The sequence below is a fragment of the Sphingomonas aestuarii genome, from assembly GCF_054457155.1.
In genome coordinates, this window is sequence record NZ_JBTKVV010000010.1 from 1 (window position 1) to 20,593 (window position 20,593).

Annotated in this window: 17 protein-coding genes and 3 pseudogenes; 2 read left to right on the forward strand and 18 right to left on the reverse strand. The window is 55.6% G+C overall.

All coding sequences use genetic code 11. The features are described 5' to 3' along the window. Positions 1-33 precede the first annotated feature (33 nt). From ACX0GZ_RS13820 to ACX0GZ_RS13835, 4 genes are read right to left on the reverse strand one after another with little or no spacing between them, the layout of a single operon-like run. On the reverse strand, positions 34-1,269 hold the full coding sequence (locus ACX0GZ_RS13820; protein WP_458817310.1) for a tetratricopeptide repeat protein: 1,236 nt from the start codon (positions 1,267-1,269) through the stop codon (positions 34-36). A gap of 5 nt (positions 1,270-1,274) precedes the next feature. After that, entirely contained in the window at positions 1,275-3,482 is a 2,208-nt protein-coding gene (locus ACX0GZ_RS13825; protein WP_458817312.1) for a GumC family protein, read from the reverse strand. A gap of 14 nt (positions 3,483-3,496) precedes the next feature. Then, complete coding sequence (locus tag ACX0GZ_RS13830) at positions 3,497-4,207, reverse strand: polysaccharide biosynthesis/export family protein (protein ID WP_458817314.1); 711 nt, start codon at positions 4,205-4,207, stop codon at positions 3,497-3,499. A gap of 35 nt (positions 4,208-4,242) precedes the next feature. After that, on the reverse strand, positions 4,243-5,631 hold the full coding sequence (locus ACX0GZ_RS13835; protein ID WP_458817316.1) for an O-antigen ligase family protein: 1,389 nt from the start codon (positions 5,629-5,631) through the stop codon (positions 4,243-4,245). Positions 5,632-5,869: 238 nt separating this feature from the next. Here ACX0GZ_RS13835 and ACX0GZ_RS13840 point away from each other — a divergent pair. Then, positions 5,870-6,828: pseudogene (locus tag ACX0GZ_RS13840) on the forward strand (IS481 family transposase). A 150-nt stretch (positions 6,829-6,978) separates the two neighbouring features. On the opposite strand, the gene ACX0GZ_RS13845 reads toward ACX0GZ_RS13840, so the two are convergent. The 14 genes and pseudogenes from ACX0GZ_RS13845 to ACX0GZ_RS13910 all read right to left on the reverse strand — a co-directional run bounded on the left by ACX0GZ_RS13845 (position 6,979) and on the right by ACX0GZ_RS13910 (position 19,863). Beyond that, positions 6,979-7,641 (reverse strand): IS5 family transposase, encoded by a 663-nt coding sequence (locus tag ACX0GZ_RS13845; protein WP_458817318.1) that lies wholly within the window; start codon positions 7,639-7,641, stop codon positions 6,979-6,981. After that, positions 7,587-7,745, reverse strand: a pseudogene (locus ACX0GZ_RS13850) (transposase); the annotation flags it as partial. The gene ACX0GZ_RS13845 and the pseudogene ACX0GZ_RS13850, both read right to left, overlap by 55 nt. 394 nt (positions 7,746-8,139) lie before the next feature. Beyond that, positions 8,140-9,198 (reverse strand): glycosyltransferase family 4 protein, encoded by a 1,059-nt coding sequence (locus tag ACX0GZ_RS13855; protein WP_458817320.1) that lies wholly within the window; start codon positions 9,196-9,198, stop codon positions 8,140-8,142. Positions 9,199-9,290: 92 nt separating this feature from the next. Next, positions 9,291-10,382, reverse strand: coding sequence for a glycosyltransferase family protein (locus tag ACX0GZ_RS13860; protein WP_458817322.1), 1,092 nt, complete (start codon positions 10,380-10,382; stop codon positions 9,291-9,293). Between the two features lie 14 nt (positions 10,383-10,396). Continuing rightward, positions 10,397-11,617: an O-antigen ligase family protein gene (locus ACX0GZ_RS13865; RefSeq protein ID WP_458817324.1), complete on the reverse strand. Its 1,221-nt coding sequence runs from the start codon at positions 11,615-11,617 to the stop codon at positions 10,397-10,399. Then, on the reverse strand, positions 11,614-12,747 hold the full coding sequence (locus tag ACX0GZ_RS13870; RefSeq protein WP_458817327.1) for an N-acetyl sugar amidotransferase: 1,134 nt from the start codon (positions 12,745-12,747) through the stop codon (positions 11,614-11,616). Before ACX0GZ_RS13870 ends, ACX0GZ_RS13865 begins: the two co-directional genes overlap by 4 nt. Further along, the gene (locus ACX0GZ_RS13875; protein ID WP_458817329.1) at positions 12,744-13,481 is read right to left on the reverse strand and encodes a HisA/HisF-related TIM barrel protein; all 738 of its coding nucleotides are present in this window, start codon (positions 13,479-13,481) and stop codon (positions 12,744-12,746) included. The genes ACX0GZ_RS13870 and ACX0GZ_RS13875 overlap by 4 nt, the downstream gene beginning before the upstream one ends. Then, positions 13,478-14,089: an imidazole glycerol phosphate synthase subunit HisH gene (gene hisH / locus ACX0GZ_RS13880; protein WP_458817330.1), complete on the reverse strand. Its 612-nt coding sequence runs from the start codon at positions 14,087-14,089 to the stop codon at positions 13,478-13,480. Before hisH ends, ACX0GZ_RS13875 begins: the two co-directional genes overlap by 4 nt. A gap of 18 nt (positions 14,090-14,107) precedes the next feature. Beyond that, positions 14,108-15,430, reverse strand: a complete 1,323-nt coding sequence (locus tag ACX0GZ_RS13885; protein WP_458817332.1) for a lipopolysaccharide biosynthesis protein — start codon at positions 15,428-15,430, stop codon at positions 14,108-14,110. A gap of 1 nt (position 15,431) precedes the next feature. Continuing rightward, positions 15,432-16,343: an O-fucosyltransferase family protein gene (locus ACX0GZ_RS13890; RefSeq protein ID WP_458817333.1), complete on the reverse strand. Its 912-nt coding sequence runs from the start codon at positions 16,341-16,343 to the stop codon at positions 15,432-15,434. Further along, positions 16,340-17,452, reverse strand: a complete 1,113-nt coding sequence (locus ACX0GZ_RS13895) for a DegT/DnrJ/EryC1/StrS family aminotransferase (protein ID WP_458817334.1) — start codon at positions 17,450-17,452, stop codon at positions 16,340-16,342. Before ACX0GZ_RS13895 ends, ACX0GZ_RS13890 begins: the two co-directional genes overlap by 4 nt. A gap of 20 nt (positions 17,453-17,472) precedes the next feature. Then, positions 17,473-17,940 carry an acyltransferase gene (locus ACX0GZ_RS13900; protein WP_458817335.1) on the reverse strand — a complete coding sequence of 156 codons (468 nt, stop codon included), beginning with the start codon at positions 17,938-17,940 and terminating at the stop codon, positions 17,473-17,475. Between the two features lies 1 nt (position 17,941). Then, positions 17,942-18,997 (reverse strand): Gfo/Idh/MocA family protein, encoded by a 1,056-nt coding sequence (locus tag ACX0GZ_RS13905; RefSeq protein WP_458817336.1) that lies wholly within the window; start codon positions 18,995-18,997, stop codon positions 17,942-17,944. 108 nt (positions 18,998-19,105) lie between these two features. After that, positions 19,106-19,863 (reverse strand): IS5 family transposase gene (locus tag ACX0GZ_RS13910; RefSeq protein ID WP_458817337.1). Its coding sequence is split into 2 segments (ribosomal slippage): positions 19,106-19,542 and positions 19,542-19,863, totalling 759 coding nucleotides; the frame shifts between segments, so codons are not numbered across the junction. Between the two features lie 63 nt (positions 19,864-19,926). On the opposite strand from ACX0GZ_RS13910, the pseudogene ACX0GZ_RS13915 reads away from it, so the two are divergent. Continuing rightward, positions 19,927-20,154, forward strand: a pseudogene (locus tag ACX0GZ_RS13915) (hypothetical protein); the annotation flags it as partial. Positions 20,155-20,593 lie beyond the last annotated feature (439 nt).

Consider the following 20,593-nt stretch of genomic DNA (forward strand, 5'->3'; position numbering starts at 1 on the left):
GCTGTTGTCGAGAACTAGACGTTGTTCCCGAAACTATGGAACAGCGCGAATACGCACTTCTTCAATTTTTCCAGATTGTCCGCCGATAGCACTGGACGACTGCGCTACAAGACGGAGACGTTGCGTAGGGCAGTCCGCAGGGACGATAAAACGTCCGCTAAATCCTCTACTCGATTGACGAGAATTGGCGACAACTACTCGGCCCAATTCTCGGCCATCGATGCATGTCAGGCTCCAATAAGGTAGAGAACGTATGTCTTGATCAATCCCGATGCTTCGTCCTTCTAGCAAATAGGTACCCGGTAATAGCATCTGCAATTGTTGAAGAAGAGGACCACCAACACTAGAAGGAGCCGAAAATTCGAAGCCGCCACCAGATGCTTCCCCCCGGATTACCGTGGAAATTCCAGCCTCACCACCCATTGGGGTCCAATCGAACTGAGATGGATTCGCCAACGTGCTTTTGAAGTTGGGGTCTCGCACCCTATCGCGCTCTTTGATATTCCTAGCCGCGCTATAATACGTCCAGGCTATGATGTAGTTCTCTTCATCGATTAATTTGTTTATTATGCCCGATGTAGCAAAATCCGATATGGCCAAGTCCGCACGGCTCAGTTCAATGTATAGTTGTGCCGCTGCCTCAGGATCATCTCCCTGAGTGGCGAGATAATTAAGAAAATGGACGCCCCATTCTGGTCCGTTGGCGAATATTTTGACTAATTCAGTCCGGATTGCGGGGTCGTTGATTGCCGACGCCAAGACTGGATAAAGTAGATCCGGCGCAGCGCGAGATGTTCGCAGGGCTATATCATAATTCCGGAGTGCCCCGGCAACGTCCTCGCGCGCGACGGCGTCCTCAATCAACCACAAACGCGTGCGCAAGTCGCGTCGTGATAATTTATTAGAGTACGCAAAATAGTGGCGCGCGTTGGCCAATTCGCCACGAATGTGCGCGTTCAGGCCAAGCGTCGCGACCGCGGCAACAGCGGTTACATCTTGCTGCAACGCCCGCAGCGCGAGCCTATCGGATTTCGCCCGTTGTTCGGTCGTCGCTTCTGGCCCTGACATTTCGCCTGAGAGATAAGCAGTAATTCGACCATCATAAGGTGACATAGCATAAGCCCGCTCCGGGGCTTTTGTGCGCAGCACCTGGGCTAATGAATGGGTAACCGCAAAATAAGCGAGCACAAGTGCTATCGCCGCGATGGCGGCGCGGATGCCCCATTCTCTAGGCGTCCGCGAGGACAGACGGGATTTACGACGACCCATCAGCGTCAGGCATCGTTCTTGCCATCACGGCCATAGCCATACCCATATTCATATCCATAACCGTAATGCGCCTTGCGCGCTTCGAATTTGGTGAGCACGCCGCCAAAGATACGCGCATTCGCGGCCGCTAATCTTGCCAGTGCGGTCTTGACCAGACTTGAGCGGATGCCGTGTGACTCGACCGCATAAACAATACCTTCGACGCGACTTGCGATCAGCGGGGCATCAGCAAGCCCCATAACCGGCGGCGAATCGATCACGACATGGTCGTAGGTTTCGAGCAGCCGCGAGATCAGCAGGGCGAGCCGGTTGCCCGTCAGCAGTTCCGCCGCATTAGGCGGAATGGGGCCAGCTGACATTGCCGTAAAACCAAGGTCACGCATCTCGAACAGCAGCGGGGCGATGTCATCCTGTCCGGCAAGGAAATTGCTCAACCCTCGGTCATGATCAACGCCGCCTAGATGATGCACCGACGGGGAGCGCATGTCGCCATCGACCAGAATGACCTTCTTTTGCGCACGGGCAAACATCGTCGCCACCGCAAGCGCAGTGGTCGATTTGCCCTCGGCAGGCCGCGTGGATGTAACAGCGAGCGACCTTGGGGCGCCATGCTCGGTGGTAAAGGCCAAGTTGGTCTGGATCGCCAGATAGGCGTCGACCAGTTCGGACTTGCGGTCGAGCAAGGCCTCCTTGGGGGTCATGCCATCGACCTTGGGCACCGATCCGAGCAGCGGCAGACCAAGGCGACGCTCGACTTCTGCAGGGTCGGCAATGGCTTCATCCATCTGCTCCAGTGCGAAGGCCGCGGCAGCGCCAAGACCAAGTCCGGCCAGCAGTGCAATTGCCAGATTGACGAGCAAGCGTGGACTAGACGGCCGCTGCGGCACATCAGCCTGATCGACGACGGACACATTGTTAACGCCAACGCCCCCGGCGACGCCGATTTCTTTGTATCGCTGAAGCAGGCCGTCATACAGCGCGCGGTTGGTATCCACTTCCTGCTGGAAGATATTGTATTGGATGCTGCGCCGCCGGTCGTCCAGGAAGCTGGATTTAAGCTGATCGACGCGCGTTTGAAGTCCCTGCTCGCGCTCCTGCGCCTGACGATAATCGGCCAGTAGCGAATTCGACACCCGCGTCTCTTCGCTCGCGATGCTGCGATCGAGCTGACTAATCTGCGACTGGATGGCCCGAGCCGCGGGATATTCGGGTTCGAACTGTACCATTAATTCCTGGTATTCGGCCGCCAGCTCGGCGCGCCTCTGACGCAGATTATTGATTGCCTGATTGCGCAATGCCTCGCTCGACGCACCTGCTCGTCCGGCTTGGCGGTAGCGCGCTTCGACGGCAATGCGATCGGCAGTGGCCTGCGACAATGCCGTGTTCAGAGCGACCAGGTCGTCGGCCACGATCGAACGTTCGGACGTTGTACCCTCAGTATTGCCCTGTGTCGGCAGATTGATCAGGCGTTGATCAGTCGCATAGCCAACCAGTTGTCGTTGCGATTCATCAAGCCGTTCCTTCGCTTGTGTAAGTTCTCGCTCAAGCAGGTTTCGGCCGTATGCTGTCGCCTGCACCTTACGTTCCAGGTTCGTCTGGATGAAATTTTCTGCCCAGGCATTCACCACCTGCGCAGAGAATTGTGGGTCAGGACTCGTGAAATTGATATCGACCAGTCGCGACAGGCGCGTTGGCGATACCGCCAAGTTGTCGAGCAACAATTCGCCTGCCACGCGTTGACGGGTCGCTCGACCGGCGGCGGTATAGCGTCCCCCCGCCTGCTCGAAGCCGGGTTCATCTGCATCAACGCCGAATCGCTCGAAAAATGCAGGGTCGTCAATTAACCGCAACTGAGCCGCAACCCGCTCGGCCAGCGTGCGCGACTGCAATAAGCCGTATTGGGTCTGATAGAATTCTTGATCGGCGATGCTGGTTTCAGTCTCAGCGCCTTGGAAGTTGGTCAACTGGTTCGATTCGCGCTGAATCTCGATTTCGGTTGTCGCCGTATATTGAGGCGTCATCAGCAAAGTGGCGATCAAGCCAAGGATGACGCACGCCGCCGTGATGCCGATAATGACATAGCGCCACCGTATCGCGATCCGCAGATATTGGCGGATCACCGGCGTCGTGTCGGCATGGGCGATGCGCGAGTCGCTCGGAAGCGGTGCAGCATAGCCAGCGCCGCCTGGCAAATTGGTCGTGACGAGATTCATCGAAAAACGCAGCCTTACTGAAGAACGGCGATCAGGGGTGCCGCCAGAAGCGGCGACACTGCAACGAAGTCGCGGAACAGGCGACGTTGCGGAGAATCGCCAACGATAATCACGTCGTTGGCGTAAATCGGGGGATCGTCATATGCACCGCGGCGGATGGCAGCGACGTTATACAGCCCCGCCATCCTTTGTTCCCCCACTGTGCGCAGGATGACCACATCCTCCTGCCGAGCAAATTCCGAAAAGCCCTTCGCGGAGGCAATTACTCGCATCAACGTCATTTGGTTTGTCACCGGATAAAGGCCCGGTTCGACCACCTGACCATCAATTGTAACGACTTGGCTGACCGAACTCTTGATGTTGACCGTCACTTGGGGATCGCGGACGTAACGCGCGCTTAATGCGGCCTCGATCGCTCGCGACAGCTCTTCCGCAGTTTTGCCGCGGGCATCCACAGTTCCTGCCAACGGCATGGCAATTCGCCCGCCTGCATCAACCTGCATTTCGCGGCGTAGATCTGGGATCCCAAACACATCGACTTCAATCGTATCCAACGGGCCAATCAGTGCAGGTCGATCTGCGGCGGTCAAATCGCCACGGTCGGGCGCAGGCAATATGCTGCTTCCTTCTACTACAGTCAGTTCACCGCTGGAACGGATCGGCTCGGGCGATCCGCAAGCACTGACGCACAGCAGGAGGGAGAGAGAAATGCAGATTTTGCGCATGCGCGGCGGTTCCAAATTTCTGGGAAACAAGGTGTCTATAGGGACCGGTCTTCACCGGGTAAACTATCGTTGCCATGTGCCTTAGATCCCCAGGCCAGCAAACAGGCTGCGACGACCGCAATTGCCATGATCATGGGGGTCCGTGCAGGGTAGTCGACGACACTCGCGAGCATGATTAGAAAAAGCGCCGCAGACCCGAAACGCCCATTTACCCTTGTCTGAGAAACGGATTTGCTGTGCTGCCAAACCTTCCAGCTAGCTGCCAGCCACCAAAGCGTTGCCGCCCCTGCCACAACTAGACCGAATGCGCCTGATTCCAACACCAGCTCAAGCCAATCATTATGGGCATGATTGAAGTAATAGATTTGTAGAATTTCGCTTGGCTCCGCAATTCGGAAGGCAGCGTCGAAACTGCCAAACCCCACGCCGAATGGGAAATAGGATGTCGCGATTTCGACAACCGCTGGCAGCCCCAATTTGCGCATGTCGCTGTCAATATCCGCTGACGCCAGCCGATCGATCGACTCCGCGCGGCCTGCGTAGAAGCTGATCGCAATAATCACGATCGCGGCAGCAAATATCGCGCCAATCGCAGTCGGCATTGCCCATCGTGGCAGGCCTCGAAAAATGCGGACGACCTGTTCCCGCGTTATCAGGGGTGCCAGTATCAGGGCAAGTGCCCCAAGCAACACGCCAGCGCGTGAACCACTTGCTAGAATCGTGAGTGCAACCAGCAACGTCAGCGCAATGGCCACCGGCAAACGCCAGCCGGCCTGATCGCGACGGGTCAGCGCCCAGAGTGGGGCGATCATGCAGCCTATCGCCAGCAACAGTGCGAAATGGTTACGATTGGCAAAGGTGCCGCTGACGCTGCCCGCTCGGTAATTGACTAACGGATTAAAAAAACCGCTTCCAGAAAGCTGTATCAGCCCAATTAATATCGAAAGAACTACCATAACGAGCAGCAAATGGACGACCCTATGCCGGTCTTCCTGCGCAAGTCCGGCCATCAGAAGCAACGTGGTCAGCGGCACGATGAGCGAAGATAGCGAATTAAGCGTCGCACCTGGTGACATCGCCAGCGGCCGCCAAAGTTGGCTATCGAGAACAGGAGCGCTGTACAGCTCGCCGATCGGTAATCGAGACCAAGCCGATGGCGGAAGCGGCAAAAGTTGTAATAACGGGAGGGCGACGATTCCCAGCAACAGCAGGGCGACAGGCCGACAGTCGCGCACTTCAATCGTACCGAGCCCCAAAACGCCCATCACCAGAAACAGCCAAGCTGCGGCCCTGACTACTGTCTGGCCGAGCACGTCGCCCCGCGAGCTCCCCCCACTCACCCACAACACGGTTATAAAGGCGAAGAGCAGAATCAACGAGAAGGCCGGTCGGCTCCAACCGTTCCTTAATTTCGTGCCGTTCATAATTGTGCGGCGTAGTCGAACCTATGACAAAGTCAAATGTAACCGGTTCTGTCGAGCGCGGTTGCGGGATTGCAAACCATATAGTCCGACCACCAACCAGGTGTGGGATCTGCCCCAAATCGCCGTCCGTGCACACACCTCCTTGAGATCGCCATAGCCTTAAAGGCAGCGATGGCGTTAGGTGTCTGATCCCACGGTTTGATGGTGCGATCCTTTCGTTGGAATGGAAGGAAGCCGCATGGGACAGGTACGTCATGGGTGCGCCACGACCACGCACGCCGTCCGAGCAGCAATACAGCGATCGCAAGCTTCGCTCTCGACGCTGAGCCGTGATCCGGGGATAAATCCGAAGACGGTCGCGAGGTGGCGTAAGCGGGCGACGGTCGAGGATCTGAAGACCGGGCCGAAGGCCCCTCATTCCACCACCTTGTCCGAGGCGAAGGGGGCAATGGGTGTGGCATTCCGCCGTTACACGTTACTGCCGCTCGATGACTGCCTCTACGCCTTGCAGCCGTCGATCCCGTACTTGGCCCGGTCAGCGCTGCATCGTTGCCTTCAGCGGCACGGCATATCCCGTCGGCCTGACGTCGAAGGCGACAAACCGAAGCGGCAACGCTTCAAGCGCTATCCCATCGGCCTCTTCCACGTCGATATTGCCGAAGTGCAAACCGCCGAAGGCAGGCTCTACCTGTTCGTTGGCATCGACCGCAAGAGCAAGTTCGCGGTCATTCAACTATCGACAAGGCCGACAGGCGCACTGAGTGGGAGTTCCTCGACCATCTGCTGAAAGCCGTGCCTTGTCGCATCCACACCATTCTGACCGACAATGGCATTCAGTTCGCTGAGCAACCCCGCAACTGCAACACCGCCTGGTCGCGGCAGATGGGCTTCGACATGATCTGCGAGGCAAACGGCATTGAGCCCCGGCTCAAGAGACCGAACCTTCCGTGGACCAACGACCAAGTCGAGCGGATGAACCGGACGATCAAGGAGGCGACCGTCAAACGTTTCCATTACGACAGCCATGACCAGCTTCGGACCCACCTCACCGACTTCACGGTAGCCTACAATTTTGCCCGCCGCCTCAAGACGCTCAGCGGGCTCACACCCTACGAATACATCGCCAAGGTCTGCACGTCAGAGCCAGGCCGGTTCAACGTAAACCCGATCCACCAGATGCCGAGATTAAACACGTAGCATTGGTCAAATCGCTGGCAACGTGTTGCTCGCGCGTGCAGAGTGTACGCGAGTGGTGTCGGTCTACATCGACGACCTTCGGAAGTTTGTCGCACCCCCGATTCAGGCGTCCAGGGCAGCTGTCGAGCTAACGCGCCGATACCACTCAACTTAGGCGTCGTGGACAAAGGGTATCCAGAGCTTGATTGAAGCGAGAGCGACGAAGCCGAGGTAGGATTCTTTGGTTTTGTCGTAGCGTGTGGCGATGCGTCGCCAGTTCTTGAGTTTGCTGAACAGGCGCTCGACGAGGTTACGCCAGCGATATTTCGCGCGATCGTACGAGATGAGGATGCGGCGATTGCTCTTGGCGGGGATAACCGCCTCGACGTCAGCAGTGGCAAGTTCCGCGCGGATGGCGTCGGCGTCATAACCTTTGTCGGCGAGCAGCGCCTCGATCCGGTCGCCGAGCATCCGGAACAGCGGGCCGAAGCCGTGCACGTCGCGCGTCTGGCCCGGTGTCAGGACGAAGCAGAGCGGGCGACCGTGTCCATCGCAGCGGGCGTGGAGTTTGGTGGTGAAGCCGCCGCGTGAGCGGCCGAGCCCCTGGGTCTCTTGATCCCCTTTTTTAGCCCGACGGCGCAATGATGCGCCCGAACCACCGTGCTGTCGATCATGTCGGCGCTGGTGTCGCGCTCCACCATTTCGGCCAGCGTCTCCAGCAACGCATCGAACACGCCGGTCTCGACCCAGCGCCGGTAGCGCCGGAACACGCTGTTCCACTTGCCATCTTCGTCCGACAGCAAGCGCCACTGCGCCCCCGACCGCGCCATCCACATCATGCCTTCAAAATAAGGTCGGTTGTCTCCGGCAGGACGGCACCCACGACCATGCTCAACGGGCAGCAACGGCCCGATCAGCGCCCACTCTTCATCCGACACCCCAATCCGCTCGCCCAACCGCCTCCAAAAGACAGCCTTGAATCAACACGCAAGCCGCACGTCAACCTTTGTCCACGATGCCCAATTTCAGATCAGGCGCGTAAGATGTGCTGGTGGTAAGGCCCGAAGGAAGTAGGGTACCGGGCTGCGCGCTTGTTTGCCTGGGCAGAAGATTTCTTCTGAAATTACAACTCAGCACTAATCCCACGTATGAAAGCGCAGTAACGTTTTCAGTTACGGTCTTGTACAGAGCATCTGCTCTTGGTGAGCTGGCAGATCGGATAAAAGCATCGGACTACCAACTCCTTTGCCCTGCTCAACAGTCGCGCTTTGCTAACCCCAAATAGTAGAGAAGCGCGTACCTAACAAACTTCCGGGCCTGCTATGCTGCCGATTATTTACTGGTATCCATGAGCTCATCGTAGACACAAATGTGGCGCGCCGCAGCGGATTCCCATTGAAAATTGCTCACCCTCTGATAGCCTGCTGAAACCAGGTGCGCCCTAAAGACGCGATCACCCATGATACTACGCATCGTTTCAGCCCACCCGAGCCAATCGTCAGTGTCTACAAATACTGCGGCAGATCCAGCAACTTCTCTGAAAACAGGGATATTAGCTAGAATTACAGGGCACCCATTTGCAAAACTCTCCAATATTGGAAGGCCAAAACCTTCATAACATGACGGGTATACAAAGAACTCCGCATTCGTGTAAAGCTCACCTAGCTGCGCATCATTGGCGTTGGTAAAAATAACTCGATCCCGCAATTCCAGTCTCTGTATTTCAGTAGTTTCGTCATGCGATGGCATTCCCCCTCCAACGCAGACGAGCCTTATGTCAGGCACCTTGGATATCGCCTTGAGCACTAATAAAAAGTTTTTGTAATTATCCCGTTTTCCAACAAACAAAGCATAAGGTATATTTGGTTCGCGCGCCTCAACGTGAGGAAGTCGCGTTACACCATGATGGATAAGCCGGGCCTTTTTTGAAAACTCCGGCCACAGAAAACTCAGTCTATCCATCGTAAACTGGGAAACGCATATAATAAAATCGGCTCTTTTAGCGGCTCTATATTTCAGATGACTTCGAATCGATTTTCGCAATGAAAACCGATCGTGTTCTTCATCGTACATATCATGAATTGTGTGAATAACGGATACATTCCGTGGAGAAAAATCGAAAATCGGGTAATATGTGCGATGCAGTAAAACGTTGCAACTTTTCTTTAAATATTGCCAAAGCTTTATCTCGCGAGACATAATATAAAAGAGATTATTGATAGATCTGCGACTGATTGGTAACGCCCCCAAAAGTTCACTAAAAAAGACTACTCCCGGCCCATTTTCCAGAGACTGAATTTCACGGCGAATCTCGCGATAGTAACGGCTGATCCCTCCCACAGATTGGGCGTCGAAAATGTCGTGTGAATACACTATTTTATACGATGTCATTCTATTTACCAACACCGTATTTGTAGTTTAACAGGCATTATGCGAAAACCCTTTATAAGGTGAGCATATTTAAAGAATTTAGAGATCGAGCATCAAACACCACCTATTATTTGTTGAAACGACTTCCATTGGTTCGACTTTGAGTAAACGGACGAAATCATTCGATGCCCAGCTCGGGATACGCTAGATATAAGCTCGGGATTTGAGAGAAGGTCTTCGAGTACGTTAGATATTCCATACCCAGAGTCATACTCAATATGAGTCTTGCCCTGTTCAAATCCTGCGGGATAGCTTCCCTTGTCGGTGAGGAGGAGTGAACCACAACCTAAAGCTTCCCAGCACCGTAAGTTTCCACGGTCTCCACCGGCCATATCTATCGCGCCATTAACGACCACTTTTGAATTTGAGAACCTTTCAAACATTGACCGTCCAAACAAGGGGGGTTGAGAGATCCGTTTTATTGGAGCCGATCTCCGGAAACGCCTAAGCGGTGGGATAAAGCCAAATGGAGTTTCCGCGATTTTCGTCGCCTTCGACAAGTCCAAATGAAGGGCAATTTTGTATTTCTCCGATAAAATAGCAAGCTCCCCCAACATTGCAGTCCTGTTTAGATGATGTCTAGAAAACCCGCCGACAAAAACGATGTCAACTTCTCGATTGGAATTGTTGGAAAACCTGTTCAAGCGTTCATCATGACTTGGGAAAAAATATTCGCTATTTAACCCTCTGCGCGCTTGTCCAAGTAGGATGCTAGGAAAATTATTTACGATGCGGTCATACCTATTAAACGTGGCGCTACGCGATGGTGCTGCCAGCCATGCGATTTTGACTTTTACACACCCCGGAAGTTTTGCGATAAAATTATCGTCGAACCTTACAGGATCAAGATTATAGAAAACCTCTGATCGATGGCTTTCTAGCTGAGCCAGTAGGATTTCACTTTCGGATTTGGGATTGTTCCAGCCATGTTCACGTGCCCACTGTTTCTGAAACGCAAGCAAATTGCCAGCGGACAAAAACGTTGATTCATCACAGTCGAGAACAGGCTCAAGAATATGTGAGCCTAATAACAAGCTTTCAATAATCGAGCGCTTCTGTTCAATATAACCAATTCCACTCGATGCGCTTTGGCTGAAGATCTTTGCATTGCTAGAATAGAAATTAATATTTTGAAGTATTCTCATGAGAGATAACCCAGCTAGTATGACGACCTACCTATGTTCTGGGCGGGGATAGACCGCATTAGTAATGTCACAATAAAGAATATAGAGGAGTTCCAGATTGCCCCCGATATCCATGCATTGGTGAACATCAGCGCCGCCAAATAAGGTAACATCCATTGCCCCGTCATCGCCCTGTGCCACGCATTCCACAGCAGCCAAATTTGGATCCATATCATCAAAACGAGGCCGATGATCCCCATCGCTAGTCCAGCCTCTATCAACAGGTTATGAGGATACAGACCCGTTACTGGCTCAATATAGGCATATCCAAACCAGAGATTTTCGAGCGCGGCATCGATCGACAACTGAATGGCATACAGACGGTCCAGTGCGGATGCGTCTGAGCCGATGTCGCGAAATCGGTCGATTACCCCTTCTGGCAGGCCAAGATAACCTATGGCACCTGCCGCCAACATGGCTCCCACAACATAGGTCGCATTGGCGTGGCGATTGGCTGCACCTGTAACGATCAGTCCGATCAACATCGCCAGGATTGGTCCTCGGGATCCCGATGCGATAAGTAGATATGCGCCCAGCGCCGCTACAAATAGACAGGGCACGACCAAGGTTCGGCGGCGATGCTGCGCGATCAGGATCACCGCCGCCATCGCCATGAACAATCCATGGTATCCAATTGAGATGGGGTTCAGGAATTCAAGGGTCGCGCGACCCCCGCTTTGCTCGGCCAGTTCTGCGGACAATGCCCCGGTTGCGAGATGATAAGCAATAAACAGCCCCGCGATACCGCCAAGGATCATGGTCGCGACCAGAGTCCTGCGTTCCCGGAACCAATCTTTGGCCCCCCCCATCGCCAGCGTCGGGATTAAAACCGTCGCCACGAAGAACGCAGCATCATCCTCAATAGATGAGAGCATCGAGTAATTGAGATCGATCATCAGACGGATCGAATAAAGCGCGAAGAACAATCCGATCAGGGGGTCCACCCGGTAGGTGCCACGCACCAGTGACCAGCCGGTCAGAAACAGGCTCAACGCCATGACTACCGCGCGATAACCGATATTGACCTCGCTGGAGCCCACGCCGATCGCCTGCGTGACCGACGAGACCAGTGGATAACCGACCAGCGCAAGCGCGACGAGAATGTTGCCTAGCCATAGATAGCTTGTTGACGCCACCGCGCGTTGTAGCGCAGCGGGTTGGTGGCGATCGGCCGACAGCGTCTGGGCAGACATCATCGGCGTACCAATTTCCTTAACTTGGCACGGACGCTCAGCAAGCGGTCCGTAACCGCCTTGTCGCTGCCATAGCGGTCATGGGAGACGACCGGTGCGTCGATTAGCGCGAACAACTCTTCCGGCGACATCTCAAGCTTCTTAGCGACGAATCTTGCATCTCGCTCGGCCTGCCGCTCGCTGGTAATAGGCCGAGACAGTTCTTCCAGCGCCTGATCGCGCGTCAGTTGGCCCGACACGATCAGTGACGACAGATGCAAGCGCCGTTTGTCGAACCCTAGCTTCCGCGGAAGATAGACTTCTTGGTAGAATTTAGTGAAGCGAGATTCGCTATGCTTGGGGCCGTAATCGCGCCACCCGTACACTGCCTCCAATTCAGCGCGGGCGGTTTCCTTGTCGTAATTCATATAATCGAGCGGGCGATAGCGTTTCGGCATGCCCCGCACCCTAGTCGTCCACAGATATTCGAGCATTGTCATGATCGGATAGTTGTCCAGCGGGCGCTGGCCAAACTGGCGGTGGATTTCGTAGACATGCTTGCCGTCGGTCGAACTGGGCGCGTCATGCGGAATTTGCAGATTTTCCGACGCGAAATTCACCCCCGACAGAAATGATTTGACGCCATATTGGCGCGCCAGTCGCAGTAGCATCGCAAAAAAGGCGTGGTCCTGCGGAAAATCCTGGTTCAGCACGCCTGCACGCAAGAATGCGCGCTGAACGTCGCGCACCTCGGACCACTCGATCACGCAGGTTACAAGATCCAGATCAAGGCCGCGGACGAGCTTTTCGATGTTGTGGACCGCGGGTTCGCTATTCCATCCGGCATCGACATGCACCGCCAGCAACCGAAGTTCGTACCTTGCCGCCATAATATGAGCCAGATACGCGCTATCGACGCCACCGCTCAGCCCAACCAGAGCATCGTACGGTTTACCAACTCCCTCCGCCTTCAGCCGCCCGACCAATGCAGCCATCCGGCGCTCACCTTCAGCGTCAGGCCACCATTCGCTGGACTTGCGAGCAAGCGCGTCCTTGCAACAATTACATTGCCCATCGGCGCCGATCGCGACGCCGTCGGCATCCTCGGTCATCACGCAAAACGAGCAAATGGACGACTTGGCAGTGGGGATCATAAGCGCATCACCTCCTGCCGCTCGATATAGTCAGGGTAAGTTATCAACACGGCACGCCGTCGTCCAATGAACGCAAATGCACTGCCTGCCGCCGCCGCATCCGCACCTGCGGTAATCGCCGCATTCAGATGCCGGACCTCACCCGCGCCGCCCAGCGCGATGACGGGCACTGGCGATTGTGGAGCGAAAGCGGCGATGCCCGCGATGTCCATCCCTGTTCGCGCGCCGTCCAGATCGATCGACTGGAGGATCATCTCACCGACGCCAGCTGCTGCCAGACGGGCGGCCTCCTGCTCCAGCGGTGAGTTTCCGGGTTGGACCAATCGGAGATTGTTTAACATCCGATAATCGAGACAAGCGACGACGGCTTGGACACCGAACTCTCGTGTGATGCCGTTAATCAAGCTTTCGCCAGTATGCGAACGCAACACGACTTTCTCGATTCCGTCCCCAATCAGACGACGGACATGGACCAAAGTCGAAATGCCGCCGCCATAACTTAGCGGCATAAAACATTCGGCTGCCATTGCGGCAGCGAACGAGAAATCAGGTTCGCGACCATCGGCGGACGCATCGATATCCAGCACGCAGATTTCATCGACCTGTTTCTCATTAAACAGCCGGATGATATTGAACGGATCCCCAATATAAGTTCGCTCGCCAAATCCGATCGTCTTCACCACGCGACGGTCGCGATCGATCAGCAACACGGGAATGAGTCGGGGCGGAATCATGACGGAAGCGCTGCAAAGTCGGCGAGAAGACGCATACCGAACCGGTGACTCTTTTCGGGGTGAAACTGCGCTCCGTAAACATTGCCATGCGCCACCACCACGGTTTTTGGACCATCGTAATCGATTGTTGCGGCGATATCGGCCGGATCGTCGCAAATCATGTGATAGCTGTGCGCGAAATAGAAACGCTCCACTGCGTCACCGCGGATTGCGAGCCATGAACTCGTCGCCGGAACAATCTCACGCCAGCCCATGTTCGGTACTTTGACATTCTCGGTCGAGGGCTGGATCCGGCGAACGTCTGCGGCGATCAATCCTAGTCCGCCGACATTGCCTTCCTCACTGTAGCGGGCAAGCAGTTGCATGCCCAGGCAGACCCCCAACACCTTGGCACCGTTGCCCACAGCGGCACGGATCGCGGTATCAAGACCCTTGTGCTCCAGCACCTTCATCGCGTGAGCAAATGACCCGACGCCAGGCAGCAAAAGGCGGTTGGCGCGCTCGATGGAATATGGGTCGCCGCTCAGGCGCGCATCGACGCCGACATGCTCAAACATGTTCGATATCGAAGCGATATTTCCTACGCCGTAGTCAACAATTGTGATCATTTTGCCGGTCCAAACCGATTAGGCCGAGATGTTGTCATGAGACGCCCCCGTTTCCGATGCGCCATTAGTAGAACAAACGCGTATCCCGGCAGTTTCATCTAGCGCCTTTGTTCCATCCGGCAAGGCGCGATATGATATGACAAGCATGATGATGCTGAAGATGCTCATTATCGCCGAATGAACTGCGATGATCGACATGATCGACCAGTCCATCGCCGGGGCGATTATCCATAGCAACGCCATAGCCACGAACCGGGAGGCGTCCCATGCAAACTGAGTTTTTTGACGTCCAACGACGGTCAGCGTCATATTAATTCCGCCCGTCACCAGTGCAAGCAGATAAGCAGGCATCATTAATTGCGCAAACTTCGCAGCTTGGGTCCAACCGGGTCCAAAAATGGTCGCATATAGCGTTTCAGCATAGATCGCGCACAGAACGGCCGGAACAATAGCTACACAGCCAAGCAAAAGTGTAATGCGACGGAAATTATGTCGAGCGGTTCCGGTATTGTTGCGGAGATCGGATGCCAGATGCGCCATATGCACCTGTGAAACAGCAATGACGATCAACGCAATCGGTAAACCCGCTGACCGCTCAACCAGTCCAAACTGCCCCGACGTGACCGCATCAAAACTACCATATATAAACAATGGGGTAATTGATGTTCCGGCAGTGCTGATCAATGTACTTGGTAACGATACTACCGAAAGATCACTGAACCGAAAAAAAGCCGATTTAATAGAGTAAATATCAAAGGTATTTTTAGACGGAATTACAAATCTCAATCCACGAAAAAGAATCACAAGATTGGCAAATCTACCCACAAGGTCTGCAAGTATAAGCCCGCTTGATATTGGCGCATATAACGCGAGGCTTGACCCCAGTGCGGCATTGGCAATTCCCTGACCGGTTTTGCTCGCCGAGATTACATTATAGGCATGTGCTCTTGTAGCCAGATATCCGAGAAGCTGAGTGATGCCAGAAACCATCATCGCTACCGGAATTAGCCATAATGGAAACCCGATTGAAAATATAAAGCTTGGCCATGACAAAAAATATGCAAACGCTAATAATATACCGACTAATATCGATGTCGTCACGGTGAGAACAGCACAAAGCCATATGACGGAGAATAGCTCTTCTCCATCTGAAGCGCGTAGAATTGCTACTTCGTACCTTAAACTAACTGCAATAAGCAGGAATGAAAATATTGCCTGAAATGCTTGAAAGTGGCCAAACGCATCGGGTGCGAAGTTGCGAGATAGAAGTGGCAAGACGGCAAAGCCGATAGCCTGCGCCAGAATGCTTCCGCGCAATACAGTAGCAATTGCGCGAATCACGTCATTTGTCCGCCATTCGCAACTGCACATGCTTAGCGAAAGTTTGAGGAATGTTTTCGCCAAAACTCAGTTCGATATCGCGCGTTTCATCCTTGTCAATTGGCACAATCGATTGACCCGGATACGAAATTCTCGGTACGGAACCAAGAAACGCGCCCCACAAACTGAAGCCAGATCCGGACGCGATCAATGCGACGCCGTGACCTATGGTAAGCAGATCGGTGATGGACTGCTGTTTCGCCGCACGATTAACACCGCTGCGTCTAAGTAAGGGTTCCAAATCTTCATCGGATCCGTCCGAGAAAACGATGGCCTGGATTTCGTGGCCCAAGCTACGGCGAAGCGCGTCCAAGCGATCACCGTACCAGTCTATCGGAAGCCTTGTGTTGGTGGCCTCCGCGCCAACTTCGCCTTGTGAGGAAATCGGTGTAAAATCGCCCATTCGCACATGAATTGCAACGAAAGGGTCGTTCGGCACGGACGGATGGTAGCGTTGACGCGTCATGGCCAACACTTCCCTGCGCAAAAAGGCACCGTGCCCCAATATCTGTGAGAAAGACTTTTTCTCGTTATCCTTCATCGCGTTGTGAAAGCGCATCAGGACAGGGCTCCCTCCTTCTTCAGAGGGATTGGCGGGCCATTCCGTTCCGACCTCGATCCGGCGAGCCCGACCTAGCGTCAAAAGGCGACCGATACCGGAAATCGCCCCACCGCCGTTGAACAGCATAAAATAATTTCGTTTGTCGCGCTCACGACGAAGATAGGGACCAACGCGCAACTTGAGCCAGAAGGGGGCAATCATCGCCGCCCCATTTTGCTCACACCAAACACGGCAACGCGCCCATGCCAGCAGTCCATGTGTCAGTCCGTAACGACCAAGCACCGGCATTGCATAGACGCGTGACCGGTTCATGCTGCGACCGTAGCTGACTCGCGCACGGCGTTCGCTACCCGATCCTGCTGCGCCTCTGTTAGTTCGGCGAAAATAGGCAGGGACAGGACGCGACTTTGGAGCCGGTACGCCACAGGAAACTCTTCTGGCGTATGACCGAGATGGGCATAGGCGGGGAGGAAGGGTAGTGAGCATCTATAATTCACAACCGTTGGCACCCCGCGCGCCTTGAGTGCTGCAGCCAGTCCTTCGCGGTCATCCGTTTCAATGACATACAGATGATAGACATGCTCGCGCCCTTGGACCTCGGTCGGAAGCGTGATGCCGGGCGTGCCAGCAAGAAGCTGGTCATAGCGCTTGGCCACAGCACGGCGGCTGGCGGTCCATTCGGTGAGATGGGGCAGCTTGACGCGCAGGACAGCAGCCTGAAGCCCGTCAAGACGGGAGTTGATGCCCTCCATCTCGTGCTGGCCCTTCACCAATCCGCCATGACGTGCAAAGCAGGCCATATGGCGAGCGAGGGCGGCGTCATCGGTGGTGATCGCGCCAGCGTCACCCATCGCACCCAGATTCTTGCCGGGGTAGAAAGACCAGGTCGCAATATCGCCATAGCGGCCAGCTTTACGGCCATCCATGGTCGCGAGGTGCGATTGTGCACAATCCTCGATCACCCACAGACCATGCTTCTTTGCAACCGTCATCAATGCGGGCATGTCTGCCATCTGGCCGTAAAGATGGACTGGGATGATGCCGACGGTTCGGCTCGTGATCTTCTCTTCGATCTTCGACACGTCGATCACCGAGGTCACGGGATCGATATCGACGAAAATCGGGGTCGCACCATGCTGACCAATCGTCTCCGACGTCGATATCCAGCTCTGGGCGGTCGTGATAACTTCGTCACCCGGCTTTACGCCAAGAGCCTTCATCGCGATGTAAATGGCGTCGGTACCATTCGCGCATGAAACGGTGTGTGTGGCGCCCATCAGCTCAGAATATTCAACCTCGAACGCTTCGACATCGGGACCGCGCACAAAGCTGCTGTCCGCGATGGTCCGCGCGATCGCGGCGTCGATCTCATCCTTGAGCGACAAATATTGGGCGTACAGGTCGACAAAAGGGATAGACATATGCTCTCCGCAAAAACGGGTCAGGAATAGGCGCGCAGTAAGCGCGCCGGATTGCCCGCATAGCTACCGGGCTGGGTGATATTCTTTGTTACAACCGCGCCTGCACCGATAACGACATCATCGCAGATCGAGATCGGCATGATCGTGGCATTCGATCCGATCGATACGCGATCGCCGATCGCGGTACTTTCCCATCTGCGTGCGTCGCCGCGCGCAGGGCCACCACCCGCAAACCGGTCGTTCACGAACATCACGCCGTGCCCGACGAAGCAATCCTCACCAATCGTCACCAATTCGCAGATGAAGCTGTGACTTTGGACGCGCGTACCCGAACCGATCACGACGCCCTTTTGGACCTCGCAAAACGGTCCCACGAACACGCGATCGCCCAGTATGCATTCATACAGGTTGGTCGGTTCGACAATGGTGACGCCATCGCCAGTGACGACACCGCGCACACTGGCAAAATGACGTTTGATTTCGCCCATTTCAGCCGCCGAGCCGCGAATGGCGTGAGCGGAAGCGCAGGGGCACATCTTGGCCGGATTCTATCGACTCATAGAGCGCGGTGATGAGTTCCAAACTGCGCCGCCCTTCAAGCCCATCGACCAGCGCTGCTGTGTCGTTGTTCATGCAATCGACGACATGTTCGTAATAGGCTTGGTGCCCATAACCATATACGTTCGGCGGATTGACCGAGAACTGTTCTAGCACGTTCTCATCGCCCGACTGCGGCTCGGTAAACTCCCATGTCACCATCTTGTTGACGGCAAATCCCCCGATCACGACCGTGCCACCTTCGCCGAGGATGGACAGCGACCCTTCCAGATCCCGGGGCCGCGCGGCATTGGTTGCCTCAACGATGCCAAGCGCGCCATTGGCGAACTGCAGCGTTGCGATGGCTGTGTCTTCTGCCTCGATGTCAACAAGGGTACGAGACGCACGCGCATGCACTGAAACCACATCGCCCATAAAATATTCTAGAAGATCGACATGGTGGCTGGCCTGATTGGCGAGTACGCCGCCGTCCTGAGCCCAGGTACCACGCCAGCTGTCCTGATTGTAGTAGCTCTGGTCGCGCCGCCAGCGGACGCGCACAGTCCCGAGTACCAATTTTCCGAACCGTCCCGAGTCTAGCGCTTCGCGGGCTTTGACGACCGGCACGTTTAGACGGTTCTGTTTGACAACAAACAACTTCACTCGCGCCCGGTCGCATGCTTCGATCATCGCATCGGCATCCTCCAAACGCAGCGCCATTGGCTTCTCTACGACCACATGCTTGCCGGCCTTGGCCGCCGCAATTGCGTGTTCGGCGTGCATTCCGCTAGGCGTCAGAATCGTGACCACATCGATATCGGGATCGGCAAGCATCGCATCGAGCGAGCCATAGGCCGCGACAGGATGACGTTCACGCGTCTCAGCGAGCCGATTTGGCAGAATGTCGCAAATCGCCGTCAGCTTCGCGCCAGAAATCTGCCCCGTTCCAAGTAAATCAAGATGCCGTTTGGAAATTCTTCCACAGCCCACCACGCCGAAATTGAGCATATTCTATTCCTGATGAGAGGGCGCCGCTGTCGACTGACGCGGCGTCCCGATAAATGCGTTTGTAAATAGTTGCAACTGTCGAGGCCATCTAGGGTCAGGACTCGTTGATCACAGCCAGAAGATGACGGTGGCAGCGAGTGCGACGGCGGAGAAGAAGGCGGTCGGGCAGCGGTCGTAGCGGGTGGCGATCCGTCGCCAATCCTTGAGGCGGCCGAACATGATCTCGATGCGGCTGCGGCGCCGGTAGCGGCGCTTGTCGTACTTGACCGGCTCGTTGCGGGACCGCCGCCCTGGGATGCAGGGCTGGATGCCCTTGGCCTGGAGCGCATCCCTGAACCAGTCGGCGTCGTAGCCGCGGTCACCTAGCAGCCACCGAGCCTTGGGCAGGTCGTCCAGCAACGCGGCCGCACCGGTGTAATCGCTGACCTGACCGGCGGTCATAAAGAAGCTCAAAGGGCGTCCGTTCGCATCGGCTACGGCATGGAGCTTGGTGTTCATGCCGCCCTTGGTGCGGCCGATCAGGCGGCCAAGGCCCCCCTTTTTACCCGCATGCTCGATGCCGTGCGGTGCGCCTTCAGGTAGGTGGCGTCGATCATAACCGTCTTCGGCTCGGCGCCTGCCGCCGCCAGCCCTTCCATCATCCGCGTGAACTCGCCTGCCTCACCCCAGCGCTTCCAGCGGTTGTAGAGCGTCTTGTGGGGCCCGTAGGCGCTGGGTGCATCGCGCCAGCGCAGTCCATTGCGGTTGACGAAGACGATGCCGCTCAGAACCCGTCGGTCATCTACCCGCGGCCGGCCGTGGCTCTTGGGAAAGAACGGCCGCAGCCGCTCAATCTGCTCATCCGTCAGCCAAAACAAGTCACTCATTCCGGTCTCCTCGCGGAGCCTGAATCAGATCGCGACGCTCACATCAATGGGTCCTGACCCTAGGGTGCACGTTCGTTGCTACCGACGATGAGCCAGAGCAATACACGTCTGGGCGCCTGGGTGCGCGGCCTGCTCTCGCGGGCGCATCAAAACACCGTCATCGTCGCTCTTGCGGCCAAAATGGTGCGGATCGTGTGGGCACTTCTACGCCATGGACGTACCTGTCCCATGCGGCTTCCTTCCATTCCAACGAAAGGATCGCACCATCGAACCGTGGGATCAAACACCTAGTGTGCGCTGCTGGAGCTGTTCCCCCCGCGTCCTTCGCATGTAGGCCGCCCGTGCCAGTGGCCGATGCGCTAAGTCGTTGAGGCGATCCTGTATCCATTGCGCGGCGACGTGCGGTGGTGCATTCTGTGCCCTGTTTTGCGGCTGTTCCTACTATACGACGCTGGTTCCCTCCGTGGCGCGGTAACGGCTTTTGGCATTAGCTGAAATACTATCTGCGCGAGACGAGCGGTCGCGTGGCTAGCCCGAGGACCGGAGTGATCAACAGTCAGAGCATCAGCGCTACCGAAAGCGCTTTGAAATCCTACTGCGCCGCTAAGTCGTTGACCGAACTCTCGCATGGCTCCATCGCAACCGGCGCTTCTCCAAGGATTTTGAACAGACAATCGTCTTGGCCACCACCCGGATCTTCGCCGCCTTCGCCCACCCCTTCACACGCTGT